Raw genomic sequence first — 24,121 nt, forward strand, 5'->3', positions numbered from 1 at the left:
AAATAATTTATTGCCAGGAATCAATTTGATTCTTGGCTTTTTAAATACAGTGTTTCACTTAGTATTTTAAAACCAGCTTTTTCATAAATGTGAATTGCCGTTTTATTGGTGATGTCAGCATTTAAAGCAAAAACTCTGCTGCCTTCCTTTTGCAAAATTGCAATCATCTTTTTGATAAAAAATGTCCCAAAGCCTTGTCCCCGAAATGGCTTATCAACAAACAAGCCAAAAAAGTAATCTTCGTTATCGCCATGATCAACAGCACAATAGCCAGCAACTTCATTACCTGTTAACAACAAAAAGCTTGTAGTATCTTTATCTGCCAATGCATTTTTAACATATTTTGTAGATGTCGCAATCTCATCTCCAAAAGCATAACTGTGAGCCTTAGCAACTTGATCAACATATTTCTCGGTTAAAAGTTTAACTGCTAAAATTTGGTTTAATCTATCTGCTTTATCAAGTGAGAAAGGTCGTTCAGTCCGCATATAATAATCAGAATCTTCTTTGACCACAGTTAAGTTGCAATTCGCTAAAAAGTCTGGATTTTTTGCTAAAAAAACTTTTTCTGTTGGAAATTCCCACTTATGATAACCATATTGCAACAAAATATGTTTGGCACGTTTCCACATTTTGCTAGCAACGTGGTGTCTGCGAAATTCAGGATCAACTACTAAGTTGACTTCGACTTCTTCATCAGGACCGTCATCAGCATAAAGCATTGTTAAACCGATTAACTTTTGCCCTTCATAAGCCAAGACAAATGTTGGCATATCACTGAAATAGTTGTACTTGTTGCTTAAATAAATATTTGAATAGGTGTTATCAGCTTTATTTATTCTTTTATTTAAGCCAGCAGCCTGTTTAGTCTCCTCGTTATTTAAAGTAACTTTTTCAACAACTTCCATTCTTTTCCCTTTCACTATTATTATTTCTTTTTTCTTTTAAAGCTCCTCATCAAATCCTTAGCATTTTGTTTAGCTGCTTGCGTCACGTCACTACCAGCCATCATTTCTGCAATTGCAGTAATTGTTTCTTCTTGAGTTAGAGGCCCAATCTGAGTATAAGTAGCACCATCTTTGACTTTCTTGGCTACCAAATATTTCTGATCTCCCGCAGCTGCTACTTGCGGTGAATGTGTAATTGCAATAACTTGTTTATTTTCACCAATTGAATGCAATTTTTGACCAATTGCCGCGGAAACGCGACCGGAGACGCCAGTATCAATTTCATCAAAAATCATTGTTCCTACTGGTTCAACTTTACTGAAAATTGCCTTCAAAGCCAAAATCAAACGGGATTGTTCTCCACCTGATACAATCTTGACCAAAGGCATTAATTCTTCACCCGGGTTTGGTGCTATTAAGAAGACAATATTATCTGTCCCATTCTTAGTAAAAGTTTTGGTCGTTGCAAAATCTATACTAAAGCGGGCCTTAGCCATATATAAATCTGCTAATTCCTGCTTGATTTTGCTTTCCAAACTCGCAGCTACTTTTTTTCTCATATCATGCAGACTTTTTGCTTCAGCCTGAAGCTCTTGTTCAAGATTTTTGAGCTGCTTTTGCAGTTTTTCCTCATCAAGTCCGCCAGCTTCATATTGACCCAATTCAGTCTGGATTTTGTTATAAAAAGCAAAAACATCTTCTAACGAAGGACCATATTTTTTCTTGAGTGAATTAAGCAAATCTAACCTGCTGGAAACATATTGAAATCTTTCCTCATCAAAGTCCATTTCGTCAAGAACATTTGATAATTCACTGCGCGCATCACTTAAAGCAAAAACCCCATCATCAATTGTCTTGGCGATATCTTTAAATTTTGCACCATACTCTGTGAGTTCATTTGCGGCGCTTTGAGCATTACCTATTAAAGTTTCAATACCGTGATCCTCGTCATCATATAATTGCATTAAATAATTTGCAGTATCAACGATTTTTTGATAATTATTTAATTCATTATATTCTTCTTCAAGTTGATCATCTTCATGAGGATCTTTCAAGTCAGCCTTAGACAGTTCGTCATTTTGAAAGGACAGAATATCTTGTTTTTGTGCCATTTCCTGTGCATTTTTATGCAAATGACTAATTTGCGCTGTTAATTTTTGCCACTTTTTAAAATTTGATTGGTAAAGTGAGAGTTCTTGTTTAAAATCATTTGACGCGTAATTATCCACTAAATCGATTTGTCTATCCTGATCCATTAAAATCTGCTGGTCATTTTGGCCATGAATATCAACCAGATAATTACCCAGCTCTCGTAAAACATTAATTGTGGTTAATTGACCGTTTATTCGAACAATATTGCGTCCTTTAACAGCTAATTCCCTGCTGATAATCAATTGGTTGTCTGTATTGGGAATACCATATTTTTCACAAATTTCAGTAATTTTTTTAGTCACATGGTCAACTTCAAATAAGCCTGTAACAACAGCCTTTTTCTCACCACTGCGAATCATTTCTTTTTGACCACGGCTGCCCATTAATAAAGAAACTGCATCGATAATAATAGATTTCCCAGCACCAGTTTCACCAATTAAGACAGTCATATTTTCTTGAAAGCGAACCTTCAATGCTTTTATAATGGCAAAATTTTTAATATCCAGTTCAACTAACATTTCTTTCTCCTAAAGATCGGCAACAGCCCGAGCAACCACTTCTTCCGGGGTCCCAGACCATAACAATTTTCCGCCATCTTTTTCTTCTTTTTGTAAATGTATTAAAAATTCAATATTACCTTTGCCACCTTTTATCGGTGAATAGTCAATATTAAGAACATTAAATCCAATTGCTCTGGCTTTTTCAATTGTATGCTTAATGACAGCGCAATGAACAGCGTGGTCGTGGACTATTCCGTGTTTGCCGACATGCTGTGGACCTGCTTCAAACTGCGGTTTTATTAAACAAACTGCATCACAGCCATATTTTAAGATCTGAAACATCGGCGGCATAATTAAATCAAGCGAAATAAAAGAAACATCTGTCATCGCAAATTCGGGCTGTCCGTGAGTGAAATCACTTAGCTGACTATAACGAAAATTTTGTTTTTCCATCACAATTACACGAGGATCATCTCGCAGCTGCCATGCAAGTTGATTATAGCCAACATCCAGTGCGTAAACGAGTTTAGCCTTATTTTGTAAAGCCACATCTGTAAAACCGCCAGTAGAAGCACCAATATCAAGGCAGATTTTATCTGATAAATCAATCTGAAAAGATTTTAAGGCTTTGGCAAGCTTAAAACCTCCACGAGAGACATACTTCTTATCACTTTTTTTGATATAAAATATTTCATCAACGGGAAAACTGGTACCGCTCTTATCTATTCTCTGGTGATTATGATCAGAAACTAATCCGGCCATAATAGCCCGTTGAGCCTGAGTCCGCGAATGAAATAATCCTTGCTGAACTAATAAAATATCCGCTCTCTTTTTTACCATTACAATACCTTTTTATATAAATCCAGAAATCCTGCTAAAACATGTGAGTCAATATTTTTTAAAGATTGCTGAGCTTCATTAATTAGAGCAGATAACTCTTCACGGCTTTGGGCAACTCCAAGTAAAGTTAGGGTATTATTCTTACCATTTTCGGAATCTTTATGCGTTTTCTTACCTGCTTCTTCACTAGTTTCGATCACATCAACTAAATCATCATAAATTTGATATGAACGACCAAAAGCATGAGCAAAATGGAGAAGTTGCTTTCTTTGGGACATATTTGCATGACCATAATCTGCTGCCATTTCAACACACGCTCTGAGCAAACAGCCCGTTTTTAACCATTCCATCTTATTTATAAATTCAGAATTATGAGCGACACTTTCATTGTTTGTAGAGTCGATATCTAAATACTGACCGCCAACCATACCATTGGGACCCACTGCTTTAGTAATAATATTCACTAAATTTGCTGAGTTGCTTCCTTGAGCGATCCACTGAATTCCCATTGGTAATAGTGCATCCCCAGCAAGAATTGCTTCAGCTTCACCCCATTTTTTATGACTTGTTAATTTTCCTCTACGAAAATCATCATTATCCATCGCGGGTAAGTCATCATGAATTAATGAATATGTGTGAATTAATTCAATTCCACACGCAATCCTTATCTCGTTGTCACTAATTTTCACTTTTAGTGCAGCTAAAGTTGCTAAAAATAGTAAGGGACGCAGCCTTTTACCACCAGCCATAACTGAATATGACATGATTTGACTTATCTTTTTATCTGTAACTTCACTTTCAAGATGTTCTCTTAAAAAGTTATCTATTACTGGAGTCCATGTTGCTTTGAATTCATTAAATGTCATTTTTACTCTTCTTTATTTTTCAGGTGCAGCAGCATCATTGGGGTCAAGCTTGCGTTCAGTACCATCACTCTCAATTAATTTTGCTACTGTTTCTTCAGCTTCAGTTAATTTTTTATTCAAATTGCGGCTTAATTTGACACCTGTTTGAAACTGCTCAAGAGCATCTTCCAGTGGAATATCACCGTTTTCCAAATTATTAACAATTGTCTGCAATTCTTTTAATTCTGCTTCAAAATTATTTTTCTTAGTGGCCATTTTTTTCTCTCCTAGTTGAACCAATTATTGCTGTCGCTTGTCCGTCTTTAAAATGCAGTCTGACTTCATCTTTTATTTTAACTTGAGCAATAGAACTAACAGTTTTATTTTGTTTATCAGTAACAAAAGCATAACCTCTGTCCAAAGTTTTGAGAGGACTGTAATCATTAAGTTGCTGCCCTGTCTGACTCAATGCATTGCGTTTTACTTGTAAACATTGCTTCGCATTGGCGACTAACCTCTGATAATAAAAATCTGATTGCTGCAATAACGCTGCAATTTTTTTACCAGGACTGACTGCAAGCAGTCTTTGCTTTTCCAACTGGTAACTTTGTCTTCTGCGTTCTAATTGACGCACCATATTATTATGTAAATTATCTCGCAAAAGGTCTAATGTTTGTGCCTGTTCATCATACAGTCGTGTAGGTTCTCGCATGATAACGGAATTATTAATACGATTTAAAGTATCACGCCGAATTCTGATTGTATTTTGCATACTAGAAACAAGACTATTCTGCATTTGACGAATATTAATTAATTCATCTGCCAAATTAGGAGTAGCGTATTCAGCAGCTGCTGTGGGAGTAGCAGCGCGCACATCTGCAACTAAATCACATAATGTAGTATCCGTTTCATGACCTACTGAAGAAATAACCGGTATTTTCATAGCAAACACTTGTCGTACTACACTTTCTTCATTAAAGGGCCATAAATCTTCAAGCGAACCACCGCCACGACCGATTATCATAACATCATATTTATCTTTAAACTGAGCTATTTGCTTCATCGCAGATACTAATGAATCGGCAGCCGAATCTCCCTGGACTTGAGCGGGGAACAAATCAACTTCTGCATGAGGAAATCTCCTGTTAACCGTCACTAAAATATCATGGATCACAGCGCCAGAAGCACTGGTTACAACGGCAATATAATCAGGAAAACGAGGTAAGGGCTTTTTATATTTTTGGTCGAATAATCCTTCATTTGCAAGTTTTCTTTGCAACTGTTTCAGTTGTTCATATAAGGCTCCTAGTCCTGCCGGTTCCATCGATTCTGCATAAAACTGGTAAGAACCCTGTGGCCCATAAACACTAACGTAACCCGTTACATAGACTTTCATCCCCTCTTCAGGCTTAAACTTTACTTTATCAAAATATGACCGAAACATTACTACATTAATTTTAGATTTTTCATCTTTTAGTGAAAAATACTGGTGAGAGTTGCGGCGATAACGGAAATTAGACAATTCACCCTGAAGAAATACTTTATGTAAGTAGGGATCGTTTTTAAACTTTTGAGTTATATAGTAATTTAGGTCCGAAACTGTGAGATATTTAGCACTTTCCATATTTTCTCCTTGTCAACTGGACAACCTGTTCCATAAGAGATTCAACTGTGAGTGGCCCCACTCCCCCTGGCACCGGAGTAATAAAGCTGGTTAGCGGTGCAACCTGAGCAAAAGCGACATCACCGACAGTTTTACCCTTTACGCGACTGATGCCCACATCTATGATAACTGCACCTTTTTTGACCATATCAGCAGTAACTAAGTTAGCTTGTCCAGTTGCTGTCACCAGAATATCAGCTCTTTTGGTATATTCTGCCAAATTCTTTGTTTTTAAATGTAAAATTGAAACTGTTGCATCCCTTTCAAGCATTAATGCAGCTAAGGGTTTGCCTACAATACTACTTCTACCTATAATCACCGCATTTTTACCTTTTAAAGTAATGTGATAATAGTCTAGTAAAGCCAAAATGCCATGTGCTGTTGCGGGTTCAACAAAATGTTCCCCTTGCCATAAACGTCCTATGTTTGCAGGTGTCAGACAATCAACATCTTTTTCAGGATCAATAGCTGCTAAAACTTCATTTAAATTAATCTGCTTTGGTACAGGTAATTGAATCATGATGCCATTAACCGCTTTTTCATTATTCAGACGTTTAATTAATTTTAATAGCTCTTGCTGCGGTACCGTTTTTGGCAATTGAAACAGTTTTTGCTCTATGCCAATCTGATCTGCTCTGCTCTTTTTAGTTTTAAGGTAAATTTTACTGCTAGGATCGTCACCAATATTAATTACGCAAAATAGTGGCTGCACCCCCAGCGATTTTAATTCGCAGACTTGCTTTTGCAATTTTCGAGCACGAATATCAGCCAAGCGCTTGCCATCTAAAAGCTGCCCCATTTTTGTCATTTCCTTTTCTAAAAAAATAGTCGGCATAAAGCCGACTATAAGATATTTTTAGATAAAGTTTGCTAACATACCATTAATAAATGGTTTATCTTTGGGATCAGCAAACTCATCACACAAGTTCAAAGCTTCATTAACTGCAGCTTTTGGCTCAATTTCTTTACTGTATTTTATTTCATACAGAGCAACTTCCAAGATGGCCAGCGAAATTTGGTTAATACGGTTAATCCGCCAGTTTTTCTTTAAAAAACCGGCTAATTCACCTTTTAACTCATCCCGCTTTTCAATTACTCCTTCAATTATTTCTTTAGAATAAGCAGGAAGTTCTTTCAAATCAAGCATTGCAACAGTTTTGGCTTCAACTTCACTGGCCGTATATTTAAGATCTTGGTTTGCTAAATAAACGGCCTGCATTGCGACTCTACGACTTTCGTGTTGATTCATTTTTACCCTTTTCATCTATGTCAGAAAACAGTTGTGAAGTACCACTACCATCCTCTTCTTCCTCATCTGGGAATTCTAGACCGGTAACATGCACGTTAATTTCGCTAAGAGTTAAATCTGTCATCTGTAAAACCTGCTGTTTCAAAGACTTCTGCAAGTTCGTTGCTATTTGAGGCACATTTTTTCCTGCCTCAATGCTAACGTAAACATCGGCGGTTAAATTGTGTTCGTCATCAATGTTAACAGAGACGCCTTTGCCATGGTTTTCTCTACCTAAAACGCGATTGATTCCAGATTTGACGTTACCGTGCATTTCGGCAACTCCATCCACTTTTTCGGCAGCAATCCCCATAATAACTTCAAGAACACTAGGATCAATTTCAATTTCTTCACCGTTATTTTTATCATCTAAGACAATTTTTGAACTATCTGCCATTTTTTTACCTCGAAAAATTATTTATTTGCGCGAGATACGTATGTACCATCGACCGTATTAATTACTAAAACGTCTCCTTCATTGATGAAGAAAGGTACGTTAACAACAAGACCCGTTTCCATTGTTGCGGGCTTACCACCACCTGATGAGGTATCTCCCTTAATATTAGGCTCTGTTTTGGTAACCGTCAATTCAACAGTGTTCGGTAATTGAATTCCTAATGTTTTACCATCATGCATAATTACACTTACGTTCATATTTTCCTTTAAGAATTTAGCTTCGTCTGTTACTTGTTCATTAGGAATTGCCAGCTGGTCGTAGGTTGTTGTATCCATAAAGACGTAACTTGAACCATCATTATACAAGTACTGCATAGCCTTGGTCTCTATTTCTGCAGTTTCAACTTTAGCGGTTGAGCGGAAAGTGTATTCCTGCACTGCACCAGTGTTCAAGCTCTTTAGCTTTGAACGAACAAAGGCGCTACCTTTACCTGGCTTAACGTGCTGAAATTCAACAATTCGCCATAAGTCATTATTATACTTAATAGTTAAACCATTCTTAAACTCATTAACTGAAATCATTGTCATATTGAGTACCTCATCTCCATAATATTATCTTACCAATTAGTAAGCGATTTTACTATAATTATTATTTATCTTTTACAAAGAAATTAAGTCGTCTTTAGGTAAAGTTGATAGTGTTTCAGGACAGTTATCGTTGATTAAGATGTCGTCTTCGATCCTGACACCACCCTTATTTGGCAAATAAATTCCTGGTTCAACTGTATGAACCATGTTATTAATTAGTTCTTGTTTACCAAAAGGCAGAGCCGGCTGACAAAGTTCATGTATCTCAAGTCCTATACCATGACCTATTCCGTGGCCAAAATATTGGCCGTATCCTTGTTCAGTAATATAGCTTCTGGCTGCTCGATCAACATCAGAACCGTGGTTGCCGGCAACTGCAGCTTCAATGCCCCGTCTTTGCGCTTCGTGGACGATTTTGTAAATTTTATGCATTTCCTGGTCAACTTTGCCAACCGCAACAGTCCTGGTAATGTCAGCCGCATAGCCATGATAAAATGCACCAAAATCGATTACAACCATGTCACCATTTTCAATCATTTTGTCACTGGCAACCCCGTGAGCCCAGGCAGAACGTACACCTGAAGCAATAATGGTATCAAAACTCGGTCCATCTCCGCCATTGACTTTGAAATAGTAATCTAATTTAGCTCCTATTTTCCTTTCAACAGCTCCCGGTTTAATTAAAGGCAAAATTTCATTGAAACTATCCATCGAAATGTTAATGGCTGTACGTAATGTTTCTAATTCAAGGGAGTCTTTGATATTGCGAACTTGTTCGACTAATTCTTGACAAATCTCAAAATCAACTTGCGGGTTTAGTTTTTGCAATTTCGTAAATTCAACCGCTGAAACGAACTCCCCTTCGATTAAAACTTTTTGCAAGTTAGCTTTTTGCAATTGATTAGTAATTTCAACGTCTTGATCTTTCGTTTTCATTACCACGTCAATTTCGCCTGGAGCTTCAGCCTTAATCTGGTCATTAAAGCGTGAGTCCGACAGTAATATCCGCTCCCCTTTAGCAGTTAAAATTAATTGTGCTTCTTCACCGGTAAAATTAGTAAGATAACGGTAATTAGCTTGATTAAAAATCAGCAAGCCATCGGCATCACGCTCTTTAATTAGTTCGGTTACTTTCTGTATGCGCCTGTTGATTAATGTTAATAAATCATTTTGTTCAGTCATGCTTGTATTCTCCTGTATATCAAACTTTTACCTCAATTTTAACCCCAAAGGGATATACAATACCATCACATCATTACTTTTTTTAATAAAACAGAAAAAAGACGAGAAGCATATGCTTTTCGTCTTTTGGTTTAAAAACTAAATTACTTAGCTTCTTCTTCAACCGGAATAACAGAAACTTGTTTTCTGTACTTGTCTTTCCGCTCAAATTTAACTACACCATTTACCAAAGCAAACAGAGTGTCATCTCCACCTTGGCCAACATTTTTACCAGGGTGAATCTTTGTGCCACGTTGACGATAAATGATTGAGCCAGCGTGAATAGTTTGACCATCAGCAGCCTTAGCGCCTAAACGACGACCTGCTGAATTACGTCCGTTGGCAGTAGAACCTCCACCCTTGTGGTGGGCAAATAATTTAAGATTTAAAATATTCATTATTATTTCACCTCTAGTTTAATTCAATTTTCTCAACTGTAACCTTAGTATAAGGTTGACGGTGACCATATTTTGAATGTGAGTGCTTCTTAGGCTTGTACTTAAAGGTTACAACCTTTTTTTCCTTACCTTGCTTTTCAACCTTAGCAACAACTTTAGCACCTTTAACTAACGGTGTACCAACTTTAACGTCCTTGCCGTCTGAAGTAAGAACTACTTCATCAAAAGTAACTTCTTTACCTTCTGCAGCATCAAGCTTTTCAACAAAAACACTATCGCCTTCAGCAACTTTATATTGCTTTCCACCGGTTTTAATAATTGCGTACATTTACTACCCTCCAAAAATTACTTAGACTCGCCAATTGAGGTGCTCTAACCAAGACTTATTACCTCAAAATGTGCGGTTGCAGATGTGGAGGAACCCACAAATACAACTACTACATCATACTACTATCAAGTTCAATTAGCAATAAAAAATGTCTTCTTTCTCTGCTAAATTAAGTTTAAATTTGCCATTTACCACCGTGCACTTTGGCAATGTTTTCAGTGACGATAAATGCTTCGCTATCAATTTTACGAGCTTTAGCAACTAGCTGACCATATTCGTTAGTATCAACAACAATCACCAGCTGTTGCTTATCCTGATCACTATAACCACCTACGACATTGTAAACGGTCAGCCCATCATAATCCTGTTGCAACATTTGACGAATTTCTTCCAACTTATTGTTGCTCATAATGCGCACCTGATATTTTTTATCAAAACCAGTTTCTGTATAACGCATAGTCATTGTAGTAATTACCTGAGAAAAAGCGGCCAGCAGAAAGGCTTCAGTACCATCAACAAAGATATTCAAAAAAATGACAGACATATCAATAACCATTAATGATAATGCGGGATCAATATAAAAATACTTTTTTATAATCAAAGGCGGAATGGTAGTTCCACCGGACGAAGCGTTAATGCGATATAGCATTGAAACACCAACACCCATTAAGACTCCGCCGTAGATAACTGCGAGCATATTATTCGAAGTTAATTTAAAACTAGGTGTAATTGCCATTAACACAGGTACTAAAAGGCTGCCTAAAGCCACCTTTTTTAAAGTTTCTTTACCTAAAAAAACGGCAGCTAAAATAAGCATCAGAGCATTGACCACAAATACCGAAAGAGAGCGGTTAATTCCCCAAACAGCATCAATCAATATTGAAATACCTGTAGAACCACCTGCAGCAACATTAATAGGAGCATAAAAGAAATTTATTGATATTGTAATTATTTCTAAACCAGCTAAGAAAAAAAGCCAATATTGCCAGGTATGCTTTTGCGTTTTTGTTTTCATCTCATCTTCCTTCCATAAAATTGTTATTTAATATTGTACAGGAAAAAAGCCAAATCATGCAAGAAATATGGGCTTTCCTATTTAACCTGCAGTAAAATTGCATGAGCAAAAACACAAAGCTGACCTTTATTTCTTAAATTATTAAGAAATTATAAAGAAAATCATTATGACTATCAGTCAGCAACCTGATAATCGATTGTTTGATTACCTTCATACGCTGGCAAACCCTTTTCAGCACGGTATAAAGCTCGCTCAAACGCTTGGTAGCCTTTACTTGAACTAACTGCAAATTTGATGTGATACTTACTGGCAAATTCACTGATATTCCAAGTACTGTCATGAGCCGCAAATGCCGTTACCAGGATTACAATATCCAGATCCTTGATCTGATTTTCCATGATTTTTTTCTTGCCCTGGAAAGCATCAATGGGGATAGGTATGCCATTATACCTTTTGACTATTCCTTCCAACATCGCCTCATTCTGGTTATTGCCAATAGCAATGCCTACTCGTTGATAATGTAAATCCAATGCCAGCTTAGTTAAATTCTCATCTTTTTCTGCAGTAGTGCTTCTTTTCTTTTTAGCGCTATTAGGCTTCTGCGGTTGCTCAAGCTCATAAATCCAGCGAATTTGAATTGCTTCTTCCGGATTTTTTTTCAAACGAACATCGCCATCATACCAAGCTAAGTCAACAATTGAGCCATCAACTAATCTAATGTTTTCATCCCAATACTTACTCGAATCAACAGGAAGAAGAACCGCCTTACCATTAACACGTAATTTCTTTCCTTGAGCATTGCGAGTAATAGCTAAATGACCCGCGCGTCCTTGCACTACCGCATATTTAAACGTTGAGATTGAATCAACTTCCATAGACGGCAATTCACGAAAGCCAACAACGCGTAAAATAGTTGCTTCATAATGGGAATTCTTATCTTCAGGAACGGCCTCTACTATATCACCACTTTTTAAGTTTAAAGAATGAATTTGAGACTCTTTCAACGTATACACTCTTCTATTACTATCATTAATCAAATCACAGCCAGATAGCAAACGAATTACTGTATAGCGTTTTCCTTTCCGATAATCTCTCTTACTCTTTTGGGGAATTTCAAGGGCTTCTTCGAAAACTTTTTTATCAATCATATCCTTAGGCGTTTGCAGCAGATTAATTGCTTGCTTTAGGTTGACTAAATTTTGGCGATATTTTTTATTAATATTTGGAGCAAGCGTTAGTTTTTGAATTGCCGAAAGTGCTGTGTTCTTACTGGCAATATCTCCAGGATTTTTAATTAACCGGGCTAAGCTGGTTAATAGTAAATTAAGTTGCTCTAGATCAACTTCGATATTATTTTTAGCTGTTACTGTTGCAGTCTGCTCATCAGTCATGCCCAAAATTAATTTAATTGCTGCTATCCCATTCTTTAAGCTCTTATCATCTCCCGCCGTCTGATTAAGAATTCTTTTTAAATTATTGCGATAATCGAACATCATTTTACCTATCTTTTTAGAAATTTACTTAATTATAGCAAAGACAAAAGCCAAACTTCAGGCCAGGTTTTAAGTCAAATAATTAAACTAGAAAGCCCCTCCACCAGAGCCTCCACCAAAACCGCCGGATGAACCACTGGAGAAACTGCTAGAGCCAGAAGATATACCGTCACTAAAACAAGAATCAAAGTTGGAAGAAAAACTGTCTTTTCCCGTGTTTGATATAAAACCATAATAGAAGTAATTACTGTTTTTAATCTCTTCCTCACTGAATTCGATTTTCATTTCTTTCATGACTTTGTCTGCTAAACCGAAAGAAACGGCATAAGGCATAATATCTTCCCATAGTATGAGATCACCGACATCTTTCATTTTAAACTTGCCGATATCTCTTAGCATTTTCTTGAAACCGCGTATTTTTTCAGTTTCATTTTTGCCTTTTTCAGAGTATATGCCAATCTTTTTATTACTATAAACTAAAGCAAGAAGACTCAATAGCAGAATTAAAGCTTCACCTATAACTATTATCAAAAGATATTTTAAAGAACTTGTTAATGCAATTACCGCAGACGCAAAGCTCACTGCCATCGTCAAAATAATAATACCGCTAACTTTAGCCCGACTATTGGTCAACGTATCAGGTAAATATATTTGTTTTTCTTTACTGTCAAAATAATTAGTTGCCCAGGTATCAAAAGAGTTTCCAAGCTTTTTACCATGGTACTTTTTCAACTCTTGCGTCGTGAATTGGTTACCATCACCAACGCTATTGAATAGAGTTTTGATTAAAATATCATTATCAAGAATACCTTTGTCTAGCAATGTTATCTGGTAATAAGTTTTACGATGAACCTTAAAATCTGCGATCTTGATCTTTTTCTTAGCCGCTAAGCTAATTAAATATGCCGTAAAGGCCTTATTATCGGGCTTTTTAGCAGTATCCAAAATTTGCGCTAATACTGGATCTACATCAGGTATTTCATAATTATGAGCCAATTCGCGACTCTTGCGCGGCTTCAAACCAGCTGCTTTTGTCCTGAAGCCTTTAATAATTCCCAGTAGTCCGACAATCAAACCTAATGCTATTAACCAAATACTTCTTCTTTCTTTTTTCTGCCTATTTCTAATAGTTGCTTGAGCTAATTCTTTCTCTTGCTTGATAACTGCTTGGCGGTGATTCTTGTTTTTAACATTTTTATTTTTGGCAGTGATACTCACAGGGAAAATAGTATGAACTTCGATACCGGTGTCGCCAGCAAGATTCTCAGCTATCATAACAATTTTTCCTTTTTTCGGATTAACTTTAAGGTAGCCATCAAGTGGCCCATGAGCCCAGGCTTTCAGTCCTTTAACTGGTCTATCGAAAATAACGCTGGCCTTGACATAGTCTAAGTCAGTATCCCAGCCATTACCAATAATCTTAAAATTAAGTTCAGCAATGTCGCGATAATTAGTAATGGCGTTGGTTATGCGATAAAAATACGTCACAGTAAAATGGCTGTGATTTTTTATAGGATAAAACACTTTAAAGCGATATCCGCGCTTCATTTTTTTAAGAACATAGTTATTAATTGTTTGTCTCTTTTGATTTTCATTTTTTACCTGTACTTTTACGTCTTCAATTTTTTGATTTGAATTTAAAGCTTGCCGGTAATAAACGCCATGTGCTCGACTATTGAATTGGTAGGTAATTGCCCTTTTCATTGACAAAGAACCATCAGGATTAACTTTGGCACTTGTGATATTTTTAGCAATATCATAATCAACATCGGCTTTTACTTTTTGTACAGGGCTTAAGCTAACTAGAAGCATGCCTAAGAGACAGATAAATTTCAGTAATTTATGTTTCATAATTTTTCCAATCATTTAAAATAATTATTTTAATTATACCGATTACAAACTACAATTAACATATTAATCTTATAATCTCTTCTTTGCCAACATCAATCTTGCTTTAAAATTAATTAAACAAAATCGCAATTTCTGGTTGCAATTACTTAAATTTTTTTCTATAATAGTTACTGTTCTTGCGCAGGAATACGCAAAACTGACGGTCTGGTAGCTCAGCTGGATAGAGCAACGGTCTTCTAAACCGTGGGTCGTGGGTTCGAATCTCACCCGGATCATTTAGTTGTAAATAGTTAACACTTGTTTGAACTCTTACAGAAAAGAACTATAACTGAATTGTTATAGTTCTTTTTGTTTGCTAGTTCTTCTTAATTTTTGAAATCAACACTCTTTGTCTCTTCGGATTCAAGCGGTAATACCCTGAAAAAATACCTAAAAATGTTAAAACTATAGTTCCGCCAACTAGCAGCAATATGCTGTCTTCGTGAAGTTCTCCGATAAATTCATATAAAGAAGATACCATCTTTAACCAACCACCAAGAGAAACAAAATACCAGGCAGTTGCTTTGTCAATAAAACTCATAGCTGTCCGTAAATCTGATTCATTTTTGATAATACTGCCCAAAATTTTGACTGCTCGTCTTTTTTCAAGGTATATTTTGACAATAGGTATAATCCAGTAAAGAGGAGAAATTTTAGGCTGTGCTTTGCTTGACTGATTAAATTCTTTTAAAAACCATTCATAGTCATAAAGCTCCATTAATCCCTGATAAAGCGGAAACGCGAATAGCAACCAGTCACCCAAAAAACTGATACAGTTAATAAACAGTGTGATAATAAACACTTCTTTCTTTTACAATAGAATAAATTTATATTTTACTTGAGAATATTCTAGTCGTTACTAAAGAGTTATTCAAAGCATTTATTTTTAATTTTTTGGGCTTTTTAGTGCGGATAATATTAAAAAGATAAGATCACGTCAGTTCAGCATTTTAATATTTTGCTTACTTGTATTACTTAAGCAGGATGATTTCAAATTGTTTAATTAACTGCTGTATCAGCTGTTTTCAAATTAAATTAAATTAGGCCTTGCTTTTTATTTATTATTAAGTTATGATATTGCTTAAATATTTATGAGAGGTAAAGATTATGACGACAATTAAAAAAATTAATCAACCGCAAGTTAAATATTATTTCTGGTACTTCAGCTATTTGATCTGAGTGCCTGGTTTGTCATTGTCTTAGACACACAGTTCAATCTTCATGACAATTGTGTGTTCAAAGACTTAAGTACTTTCTTCTCTGAAGACTCACACAGTTGTCGTCATCTGTGTGAGTTTTTATTTAGGAGAGTAAAATGAATACTTTGAAAAAGATTACGCTAGATACCCTAAACGGCTTGTCAACTGGTATAGTTGTAGCTTTAATTCCCGGAGCCTTAATTAACCAGCTGGTAAAAGCTCTTTTACCCAGTATGCCGCAACTGAGTTTTATCTTAGCCTTAACTACCTTTGCTTCGGCGTTATTACCAGCAATTAGTGCAGTATGTGTCGGCATGACTGGTAAATTGACACCTATCCAAACGTCATCTATCGCTTTAGCAGCAACAGCAGGCGCTGGCAATTTCATGATGAATAAGGGTAAAGTCACTGTAACAGGCAGTGGTGATGTTATTAATACCGCGATTACGATTATGATTGCTTACGGACTAGTATTGTTTTTTGGTAAAAAATTAAAGGCATACACGATTTTACTGGTTCCCCTTTTAGTTTTACTAATAGCAGGTGGAATCGGCTGTCTGACGCGCATACCTGTTGGTCAACTCACCAGTTTAATCGGTTTAGGAGTCCAAAAACTCACAGACTTGCAGCCAATTATTATGGGCATGCTGATGGGAATAGTATTCGGTCTACTTATTGTTTCTCCGATTTCTTCAGTCGGTATCGCCACAGCAATCAGCATTTCCGGTATTGCTTCTGGCTCTGCTAATCTCGGTATTACTGCCGTTTCCTTTGCATTAGCAGTTTTTGGATGGAAATCCAATAATTTCGGGACATCAATTGCTCACTTCTTGGGTTCTCCTAAAATGCAAATGGCTAATTTAATGACTAATCCTAAATTACTTATTCCACTTTTAATTAATGCCGGTATCATGGGTGGTTTAGGAGCAGTCTTTCAAATTCAGGGAACACCAATGAGTGCGGGCTTTGGTTTTTCTGGTTTAATCGGTCCCATAGCGGCAATGGCTAATCGGTCCGCAAATTTGTTCAATATTCTTTTAATCGCGATTCTTTTCTTCTTTTTGCCAATTGCATTGGGCATATTGATGAACTACCTCTTTAATAGCAAAGTACATCTTTTTACAAGTAAAGACTTTGAACTAGATTTCAATTAATTTCAAAACAAACAAAAACTGATAGTTATCAATCATGATCGGTAACTATCAGTTTTTTAGTTTTAATTTACTTATCGCGCTTATAAACCAGCTTGCCATCAGAAAATGTTAGGTTAACTTTAGCAAAGCGAATTTCTTGCGGATCAATGTCAAATAAATTTCTATCTAATACGATGACATCAGCCAATTTGCCGGGTTCCAAAGTTCCCAGTTCATTTTCAAAAGATTCAGCATAGGCCGACCACTTGGTATGAGCCTGCAAAGCTTCAGTTAAAGTAATTGCATGTTCTGGGAAATAACCTCCATCTGGCTTACCTTCATTTGGTTCACAACGCGTTACAGCCGCATAAATTGTCCAAATTGGATTTACAGAGTATACAGCTGGAAAGTCTGAACCAAAAGCCAAATGGCTTCCCGCAACAAGTATTTCACGGTATGGCCACGTGTGTGACAACCTCTCTTTACCAATACAAGGCAAATATCCTCCACTCATATAGTCTCCTATGCAATGTTGTGGTTGAACTGCACACATCACGTTTAGACTCTTTAATCTGGCAATATCATCTTGTCTAATCATATCAATATGTTCTAAGGAATTGTGCAAAGTTAACTTGCCAATTTTACTTTTAGCATATTCATATGCATTTAGGGCCATCGTACTTGCCTGATCACCAATAGTATGTATTTTGACAGGGAACCCTTCTTTTTGCGCTGCTAGAACATATTTGTTGAGCTCATCCTGAGTTAAAGAAGTATCACCAAATTTTCCAGGATCATTATCATATTCTTTGCTCAAAAAGGCAGTATGAGCTTCAACCACGCCGTCAAGAACTTGTTTCAAACCTGCAACCCTATGTTTATTAGTATGGTACTTTCTCTTCAGTTCTTTAGCACCAGCAATATCTGTTAAGGATGGAAATGATGTAATTCTGGTAGTTAATTCTCCAGATTGCTCTAATTCATCAAATATTTCCGGGATATTGTCGTTTGTTAGTCCTGAAGGATAGACATCAGCGACTGAGGTAATACCTAATTCACGAAAATGCTTCAAACATTTCAGCAGAGACTGTTTCAGTGTCGGCACATTTAAAACCTCGTCCATCATGGCCTTTGTTGCTGGTGGTTCGTATAGAATACCATTTAGTTCACCTTGCTTGTCATGACCATAAATTCCACCTTGGGGATTAGGCGTATCTTTTTTAATGCCAATCTTGTCCAAGGCTATGGAATTGCACCAAACTGAGTGAAGATCAAATGAATTTAAACACACTGGACGATCTAAATTTAAGGCATCAAGTGACTCTTTTGAGGGAGTATGAGGATTATCCCAAACTTCTGCATACCAACCTGTACCATATATCCAAGGATTATCAGGATGCGAATCAGCAAATGATTTAACCATTTGTACACATTCTTCCTCACTCTTACAATTCATCATTTGAATGCAAAAGTCCGGATCATTTTGAACAGAACCTAGCGAAATGTGCATATGAGAATCGTTAAAGCCGGGCATAATCAAATGATCACCACAACTGATCACGGTGGTTTTTTCATCAATATAACCTGTCATTCTATCTAACGGCACGATCTTCAAGATGCGATTTCCCTTGATTAAAACGCAACCAGATATTGGCTTATCACCAGCACCAGTAAAAATAGCTGATCCTTTTAAAACGAAATCTGCTTTTTCCATTTTTTCTTGCCTTTCTATTTATTTTTTGCTTTACTACCAACTTCAGGCAACGCCAATATACATAGTATCGATAATCCAAAAATTAATGACTCAATTCCCAGATTCTTAGCGTAGTCGTTTCCAGCAATCTTAGATACAATGATTGGAATAAAATATGATATCAGCATTGAAACTGTACCAACTATTCCGCCAGCACTACCAGAATATTTCTCTCCTATTTCTGGAAATTGTATTGGCATAGCTTGAACTATTGGTCCACTAATTGCAGTAAAGAAACCATTAATTACTAACATGGCCCATAAAAAGAAACCAGCTGGTGTATACCAGGTAAAGTACATTACGATCGCACCAATTAATGTCGTTACGGTCAAAAACATCTTGTAACGACCAAGCTTGTTGCACCAAGCTGGACCAATTAAAGAGCCAAAGAAACTACCGACAGTAACTACAGAAGACATAATTCCGGCTGTTGAATTATTAATATGTTGACCTAAATTAAGCGCCTGCGGTAAAAAACCAGCATAAGCAGTTGTTGAGGCGATTCCTAAGCCAGCACAAATTGAGACAATCCAGGTATTTTTACTTTTAATAGCAACTTTTAAATATTTCATTGTCGGTTCTGCTGGCGGTAATGATTCACCTTTAGGAGTATCACGAACAAAAACTATCCAGCAAATAGTTAAGACTAATAATGAAACAGATGAAAACATGTAAGCGGCATTAACAGACGGAAACCATGAACTAGTGATTTGAGCCAAAGTTATTCCCAAGCATGAAGCTGCGTAGAATACACCCATGGCAGCATCTGTATCCTGCTTAAACCAGGTACCCAAAACTTTAATTAAGTTGGCATTTAAAAGTGAAATAAAAATACCGCATAATAAGAGCATTATCATCATCATGGCAAAATTCGCTGCAATAAACCGGCCAAATGCACCTATGATGGATAAAATACAACCCACTGATATTACCTTTTTAGAGCCAAATTTATCTCCTAAAGATCCAGCCGGAATACTAAGCACAACGGCTACTAGCATTGGCGCCATTAAGAGAGCCGAAAACTCAGCAGTCGTAATATGTAATTGAGGCATAATTACTGTGGCCAACGCCGAAACCTGAAACTGAATATAATTAGCAATAAAACACAACAAACTAACAATTGTTAGAATCACCCAGCGATAAGCAGGTAATTTTTGTTTCTCCATAACTTTTTCTCCTTTTCTGTTTGATCCATTTATGGATTAATTCATGGATCAAGTTAATCAAAAAAGAGTAAAGTTACAATCAACTTTCGTTGTATTTTAGGCGTAAAATGTGCTGCAACTAAGTATTTTTTAAAACTAAACTTTAGTAGTAGATGCCAAAAAGACTAAAAACGGTGCTTTAAATGATTGGGAAAACTAAAAAAGACTGAAAAATCACACACCAGTAACATGATTTCCCAGTCTCTTTGCTTAACTTGAGATTTAGCCAATTATTTTTAGCTTATTTTTCTTTATATTCCATAAAAACATGCATTAACTGACTGCGGCGATCAACAGCTAATTTTTTATAAATACTGTATATATGTGTTTTCACCGTTCCTACAGAAATATACAATTCATCAGCTATTTCCTGATTCTTCTTACCTTTTAAGACTAGCCTTAATATTTCTGATTCTCTTTTTGTCATATTGTAATAATTACAGAATTCAACAACTTGACTTTCTTCGCTAGCATTCTCCTTTTCGTGAAGCATAGATTGATATTGATTCATTTTTTGCTGCACTAAAATTTCTAAGTTATTTTTATTTGCTTCTTCCTCTTCCCTTTTAGCAAACCAAATAATTAATAAAGACAGGATAATTGAAAAAAGATCTTCATTAAAACCGATAACTCTCATATAACTGGTTAAAATGACAAAACTATTTTGATTTAAATCGTTCAAAAATAAAAATAAGATTCCTTCTAAGCATGACAACGTCATAAAAATAGCAGTTAATATTACAGCACGATCGTAATATTTTTTCTTGCTATTTTTTCCTTTAGAATCTGATTTAAAAGTGTTACAAAAATAAATTATGCAAAGAAATAAAATACTAGCATCCTGGGTACTCCTTTGGAGAACTCCCGCATTTTGTTCACTATAAGAATTTAACACAAAAGCGACATTTAACAAGGACACAGCAAAAATAGGTATATAGTATAAAATTTTGGGTTTCTTATTTATCATGCTGGACATCAATTTAACATAACAAATTCCCCCTATTATAAATGCTAAAATTCTAATTAAATAAAAGGCTTTGGTATCAATCTGGTAATTACTATTAGTGACTTTTAGCAGATCTGATGAAAAAGCTATCGTACTGTCAATTATTAACGTTACATAAAGCAGGCCCACATAGTAAAAAATACTATTATTAGTGGTTTTATAAGCATATTCTGAAACATTTATTACCCATAAATAAAGAACTAAAAAGGCAATATTATAAATATAAACAAATATTTCTTGCAAAATTGCAACTCCCAAATTTTATTTCAAAACTATACACTGAGTTTAACATAATACATCCTAAATTATAAAAATGTTTTTATTATTGTATTTTTGCTTTCTATCATTGCTATAATTTAAGCAAAGGAGAGCATGAAAATGATAAAATTTTACGGTTATAAGCGCTGCTCAACTTCAAGAGCAGCTCAAAAATGGTTAACAGAGCACAATGTTAAATTTGATTTTCAGGATTTGGTAGAGCAACCACCCGAGAAAGCTGACTTAATTAATTGGCTTACCCAACATCAGGATCGCGGGTTAAAGTATTTTTTCAACACTCACGGCCAAGACTACCGCAAACTGCATCTCAAAGATCAGGTAGCTGCTATGTCAATTGCCGCAGCAGCAGAGATGATGTCCAAAAATGGTAAATTGATTAAACGACCATTGGTGGTTGAAGGTGAAAAACTGACCTGCGGTTTTAATGAAAAGACCTACCAAGAAGTTTGGCTATGATTTACATTAGAGGAAGAAGATTTTTTAAAACCTTCTTTCTTTTTTATTTTAATAACTGGCTTTCTAATGATCTTAATAACAGGTAAAATAATACAAAAAGGAGAATTTTATGAAATACAATCAATACGCTTATGTCAAAACTGATTACCAAACAGAAGTTAAAGAATTGCAACAAATTAAATTTTTACCAGCCGATTATGAAAAGCTTTCTTTTGCTGATCTGCTAGCTGAACTCACAGCAAATGCAGTGGCAGTAGTCGACCCCAATGATGCGGGTGCACGAAAGGCAAAATTAGCCGAGTTTGCTGTATCAGAAACACAAACACTCAAGCAATTTTTAGACGGCAATCCGGTAAAAATACTGTCTCCCCAATTCTATAACGTGGCCTTGCAACTTTTAGGGTACCACGTTGGGTACGATTATCAACTGGCAGATCCTCTAAAATTCATGAAAAAGCAGGCGTTGCCCTATATTGCAGATATTAATGATAAGCAAGCACTCATCCGCGCCTTTTATCGTTTACTAAATACTCGTGCTAAAAACGGACAACTTTTAATTGATGTGATGGCGGGTGAAGGCTATTTTTATAACCGCAAAAACCAATTTACCAAAAATAAGTTTCTCTATTTTAATGGCAAAAGTATGCCAGTTTTTGATACCAGCAAAATAATCAGAGAAGTAGTTTACGTTGAAAGTGACCTTGACACTGATGGCGACGGCAAGAGCGATCTCTTGCAAACAACCATTTTTCGACCAGTTGAAAGTGAAAATATGCCGGTACCAGCATTATATACAGCTAGTCCCTATTTTGGCGGTATCATTGATAATGAAAAGCGTAACCATAACGTTGACGAGAATTTGAGTGATGCGACTGAATGGGAAAATCCGCAATATCAAGCTGCTACTATTGTTAAAGCTCAAAAGCCAAACAATGATACTGTGTCTTATAAGCCAGTCGAACAAGCCGTTGGTAAATCTTCCTATGGCTTAAACGAATACATGTTAGCTCGCGGCTTCGCCAGCGTCTTTGCTGGCGCTATTGGTACCCGCGGCAGTGATGGCCTCAGAATTACCGGTGCTCCGGAAGAAACCGAAAGTGCAAAAGAAATAATTGAATGGTTACATGGAGACAGAATTGCTTACACTGATAGATCTAGACAACATGAAACCAAAGCTACCTGGTGCAACAAAAAGATTGGGATGACAGGACGGTCTTATTTAGGAACCTTGCAAATAGCTATTGCAACTACTGGTGTTGCCGGCTTAAAAACGGTTATTTCTGAAGCTGCCATTTCTTCCTGGTATGATTATTACCGTGAGCATGGATTAGTAATAGCGCCAGAAGAATGTCAAGGAGAAGACCTAGACATGCTGGCAGAAACTTGTCAGTCCAACTTATGGGATGCAGGAGACTACTTAAAGATCAAACCTAAATTTGACGCAATGCAAAAGATTTTATTAGACAAAGCTGATCGTAAAACCGGCCAGTATTCTGATTTCTGGGAAAAACGCAATTATCGTCATCATACCAATAATATTAAGTGTTCCTGGATTAGTGTCCACGGTCTCAATGATTGGAATGTCAAGCCGAAAAATGTTTACAAAATTTGGCAAAAAGTCAAAAATCTTCCTGTAGAACATCATCTTTTCTTGCATCAAGGTCCCCACTATAACATGAACAATTTAGTTTCAATTGATTTTACCGACCTGATGAATTTGTGGCTGGTTCATGAACTCTTAGGTATTGAAAACAACGCATATCAGCAATGGCCAACTGTCTTAGTTCAGGACAATCTAAAAGCAGATAAGTGGCATGAAGAAGAGGATTGGAGCAATGACAGCGGAAAAGAAACAGTTTATTTCCCAGCTGATGACAATGAATTAGCAAAGGACACAAGTAGCGAAAAAAGAGTTTCCTTCACAGATGTAGGCGGAACCGAATTTAAAAAAACCAAAATTTCAGAAAATGACTGGCAATACCAGTTTATTTGTGGCAACAAGAAATGGGCTCAAACAAGTTTGCGCTTCACGACCGATGAATTTATTCATCCAGTAACAATAGTTGGTCGACCAGAAATAAGAATGCGGGTAGCATCCAGTCTTAACAGAGGTCAAATTTCTGTAGCTTTAGTCGAAATCGGCGATCGTAAACGGTTGACAGCTACTCCCAGAATCTTAATGCCAGGAGGCCAAGAATTAGGCTTTCATTTTCAATTAGACTCCCTGCAAGAATTTATGCCAGATAAGCTGACTCATGCTAAATTAATTACCAAGGCTCATATGAATTTGCAAAATTACGCGGATATGAAAAAGCCAAGTAGTATTAAAGTCGGTGAATTTTACGACTTACAATTTAAGCTGCAGCCAACATACTACACAATGCCTGTTGGCAGCAAACTTTGCTTAATTATTTATTCAACCGATCAGGGAATGACCAAGAGACCCCTTGAAAATACTACTTATACAATAGATCTGTCTGAAACTGCTATTAAATTTAGTATTAAATAAAATTTATCTGCACGCAC

General features: G+C 36.2%; 23 protein-coding genes, 1 tRNA gene and 1 other annotated feature. Of the genes, 4 read left to right on the forward strand and 20 right to left on the reverse strand.

All coding sequences use genetic code 11. The annotated features are described in order from the left end of the window. Positions 1-20 precede the first annotated feature (20 nt). The 16 genes from H3R29_RS04155 to H3R29_RS04230 all read right to left on the reverse strand — a co-directional run bounded on the left by H3R29_RS04155 (position 21) and on the right by H3R29_RS04230 (position 14,525). A complete protein-coding gene (locus H3R29_RS04155; protein WP_198202142.1) occupies positions 21-908 on the reverse strand; it encodes a GNAT family N-acetyltransferase in 888 nt (295 codons plus the stop codon). Positions 909-928: 20 nt separating this feature from the next. Further along, positions 929-2,617, reverse strand: coding sequence for a DNA repair protein RecN (recN, locus tag H3R29_RS04160; RefSeq protein ID WP_198202141.1), 1,689 nt, complete (start codon positions 2,615-2,617; stop codon positions 929-931). 9 nt (positions 2,618-2,626) lie between these two features. Continuing rightward, the gene (locus H3R29_RS04165) at positions 2,627-3,439 is read right to left on the reverse strand and encodes a TlyA family RNA methyltransferase (protein WP_198202140.1); all 813 of its coding nucleotides are present in this window, start codon (positions 3,437-3,439) and stop codon (positions 2,627-2,629) included. Beyond that, complete coding sequence (locus H3R29_RS04170) at positions 3,439-4,305, reverse strand: polyprenyl synthetase family protein (protein ID WP_198202139.1); 867 nt, start codon at positions 4,303-4,305, stop codon at positions 3,439-3,441. Before H3R29_RS04170 ends, H3R29_RS04165 begins: the two co-directional genes overlap by 1 nt. A gap of 12 nt (positions 4,306-4,317) precedes the next feature. Continuing rightward, entirely contained in the window at positions 4,318-4,560 is a 243-nt protein-coding gene (locus H3R29_RS04175) for an exodeoxyribonuclease VII small subunit (protein WP_046325068.1), read from the reverse strand. Then, positions 4,550-5,908, reverse strand: coding sequence for an exodeoxyribonuclease VII large subunit (gene xseA / locus H3R29_RS04180; protein ID WP_198202138.1), 1,359 nt, complete (start codon positions 5,906-5,908; stop codon positions 4,550-4,552). Before xseA ends, H3R29_RS04175 begins: the two co-directional genes overlap by 11 nt. Next, positions 5,895-6,746: a tetrahydrofolate dehydrogenase/cyclohydrolase catalytic domain-containing protein gene (locus H3R29_RS04185; protein ID WP_046325070.1), complete on the reverse strand. Its 852-nt coding sequence runs from the start codon at positions 6,744-6,746 to the stop codon at positions 5,895-5,897. Before H3R29_RS04185 ends, xseA begins: the two co-directional genes overlap by 14 nt. 57 nt (positions 6,747-6,803) lie before the next feature. Further along, positions 6,804-7,196: a transcription antitermination factor NusB gene (nusB, locus tag H3R29_RS04190; RefSeq protein ID WP_110446241.1), complete on the reverse strand. Its 393-nt coding sequence runs from the start codon at positions 7,194-7,196 to the stop codon at positions 6,804-6,806. Then, the gene (locus H3R29_RS04195; protein ID WP_046325072.1) at positions 7,174-7,632 is read right to left on the reverse strand and encodes an Asp23/Gls24 family envelope stress response protein; all 459 of its coding nucleotides are present in this window, start codon (positions 7,630-7,632) and stop codon (positions 7,174-7,176) included. The genes nusB and H3R29_RS04195 overlap by 23 nt, the downstream gene beginning before the upstream one ends. A gap of 17 nt (positions 7,633-7,649) precedes the next feature. After that, the gene (gene efp, locus H3R29_RS04200) at positions 7,650-8,219 is read right to left on the reverse strand and encodes an elongation factor P (RefSeq protein ID WP_046325073.1); all 570 of its coding nucleotides are present in this window, start codon (positions 8,217-8,219) and stop codon (positions 7,650-7,652) included. Between the two features lie 72 nt (positions 8,220-8,291). Beyond that, positions 8,292-9,401, reverse strand: coding sequence for a Xaa-Pro peptidase family protein (locus H3R29_RS04205; protein WP_110446242.1), 1,110 nt, complete (start codon positions 9,399-9,401; stop codon positions 8,292-8,294). Between the two features lie 143 nt (positions 9,402-9,544). Then, complete coding sequence (gene rpmA / locus H3R29_RS04210) at positions 9,545-9,838, reverse strand: 50S ribosomal protein L27 (RefSeq protein ID WP_038523172.1); 294 nt, start codon at positions 9,836-9,838, stop codon at positions 9,545-9,547. A 13-nt stretch (positions 9,839-9,851) separates the two neighbouring features. Continuing rightward, positions 9,852-10,166 carry a 50S ribosomal protein L21 gene (rplU, locus tag H3R29_RS04215; RefSeq protein WP_046332289.1) on the reverse strand — a complete coding sequence of 105 codons (315 nt, stop codon included), beginning with the start codon at positions 10,164-10,166 and terminating at the stop codon, positions 9,852-9,854. A gap of 13 nt (positions 10,167-10,179) precedes the next feature. Continuing rightward, positions 10,180-10,254: a sequence feature (ribosomal protein L21 leader region), on the reverse strand. A gap of 87 nt (positions 10,255-10,341) precedes the next feature. Further along, positions 10,342-11,181 carry a YitT family protein gene (locus tag H3R29_RS04220; RefSeq protein ID WP_110446243.1) on the reverse strand — a complete coding sequence of 280 codons (840 nt, stop codon included), beginning with the start codon at positions 11,179-11,181 and terminating at the stop codon, positions 10,342-10,344. A gap of 173 nt (positions 11,182-11,354) precedes the next feature. Further along, entirely contained in the window at positions 11,355-12,674 is a 1,320-nt protein-coding gene (locus H3R29_RS04225; protein ID WP_046325233.1) for a DUF2325 domain-containing protein, read from the reverse strand. Positions 12,675-12,761: 87 nt separating this feature from the next. Next, positions 12,762-14,525, reverse strand: coding sequence for a DUF2207 domain-containing protein (locus H3R29_RS04230; RefSeq protein ID WP_198202137.1), 1,764 nt, complete (start codon positions 14,523-14,525; stop codon positions 12,762-12,764). A 201-nt stretch (positions 14,526-14,726) separates the two neighbouring features. On the opposite strand from H3R29_RS04230, the gene H3R29_RS04235 reads away from it, so the two are divergent. Further along, positions 14,727-14,800: transfer RNA gene (locus tag H3R29_RS04235), tRNA-Arg, on the forward strand. Positions 14,801-14,880: 80 nt separating this feature from the next. On the opposite strand, the gene H3R29_RS04240 is transcribed toward H3R29_RS04235, so the two are convergent. Further along, positions 14,881-15,366 carry a hypothetical protein gene (locus H3R29_RS04240; protein WP_052724654.1) on the reverse strand — a complete coding sequence of 162 codons (486 nt, stop codon included), beginning with the start codon at positions 15,364-15,366 and terminating at the stop codon, positions 14,881-14,883. A gap of 513 nt (positions 15,367-15,879) precedes the next feature. Between H3R29_RS04240 and H3R29_RS04245 the strand changes: the two genes are divergently transcribed. Beyond that, positions 15,880-16,917, forward strand: coding sequence for a PTS transporter subunit IIC (locus H3R29_RS04245; RefSeq protein ID WP_198202136.1), 1,038 nt, complete (start codon positions 15,880-15,882; stop codon positions 16,915-16,917). A gap of 67 nt (positions 16,918-16,984) precedes the next feature. On the opposite strand, the gene H3R29_RS04250 is transcribed toward H3R29_RS04245, so the two are convergent. From H3R29_RS04250 to H3R29_RS04260, 3 genes are all read right to left on the reverse strand, one after another. Next, a complete protein-coding gene (locus tag H3R29_RS04250; RefSeq protein ID WP_198202135.1) occupies positions 16,985-18,610 on the reverse strand; it encodes an amidohydrolase in 1,626 nt (541 codons plus the stop codon). Positions 18,611-18,624: 14 nt separating this feature from the next. After that, entirely contained in the window at positions 18,625-19,815 is a 1,191-nt protein-coding gene (locus tag H3R29_RS04255; protein ID WP_046325080.1) for a nitrate/nitrite transporter, read from the reverse strand. Positions 19,816-20,095: 280 nt separating this feature from the next. After that, positions 20,096-21,103, reverse strand: a complete 1,008-nt coding sequence (locus tag H3R29_RS04260; RefSeq protein ID WP_174795499.1) for a LuxR C-terminal-related transcriptional regulator — start codon at positions 21,101-21,103, stop codon at positions 20,096-20,098. A gap of 135 nt (positions 21,104-21,238) precedes the next feature. On the opposite strand from H3R29_RS04260, the gene H3R29_RS04265 reads away from it, so the two are divergent. Together H3R29_RS04265 and H3R29_RS04270 are read left to right on the forward strand one after the other, a co-directional pair. Continuing rightward, positions 21,239-21,595 (forward strand): Spx/MgsR family RNA polymerase-binding regulatory protein, encoded by a 357-nt coding sequence (locus H3R29_RS04265; RefSeq protein ID WP_198202134.1) that lies wholly within the window; start codon positions 21,239-21,241, stop codon positions 21,593-21,595. Between the two features lie 109 nt (positions 21,596-21,704). Continuing rightward, complete coding sequence (locus H3R29_RS04270) at positions 21,705-24,104, forward strand: Xaa-Pro dipeptidyl-peptidase (RefSeq protein WP_198202133.1); 2,400 nt, start codon at positions 21,705-21,707, stop codon at positions 24,102-24,104. Positions 24,105-24,121 lie beyond the last annotated feature (17 nt).

The sequence above is a fragment of the Lactobacillus sp. M0393 genome (assembly GCF_016102025.1).
Classification (GTDB): Bacteria; Bacillota; Bacilli; order Lactobacillales; family Lactobacillaceae; genus Lactobacillus; species Lactobacillus melliventris.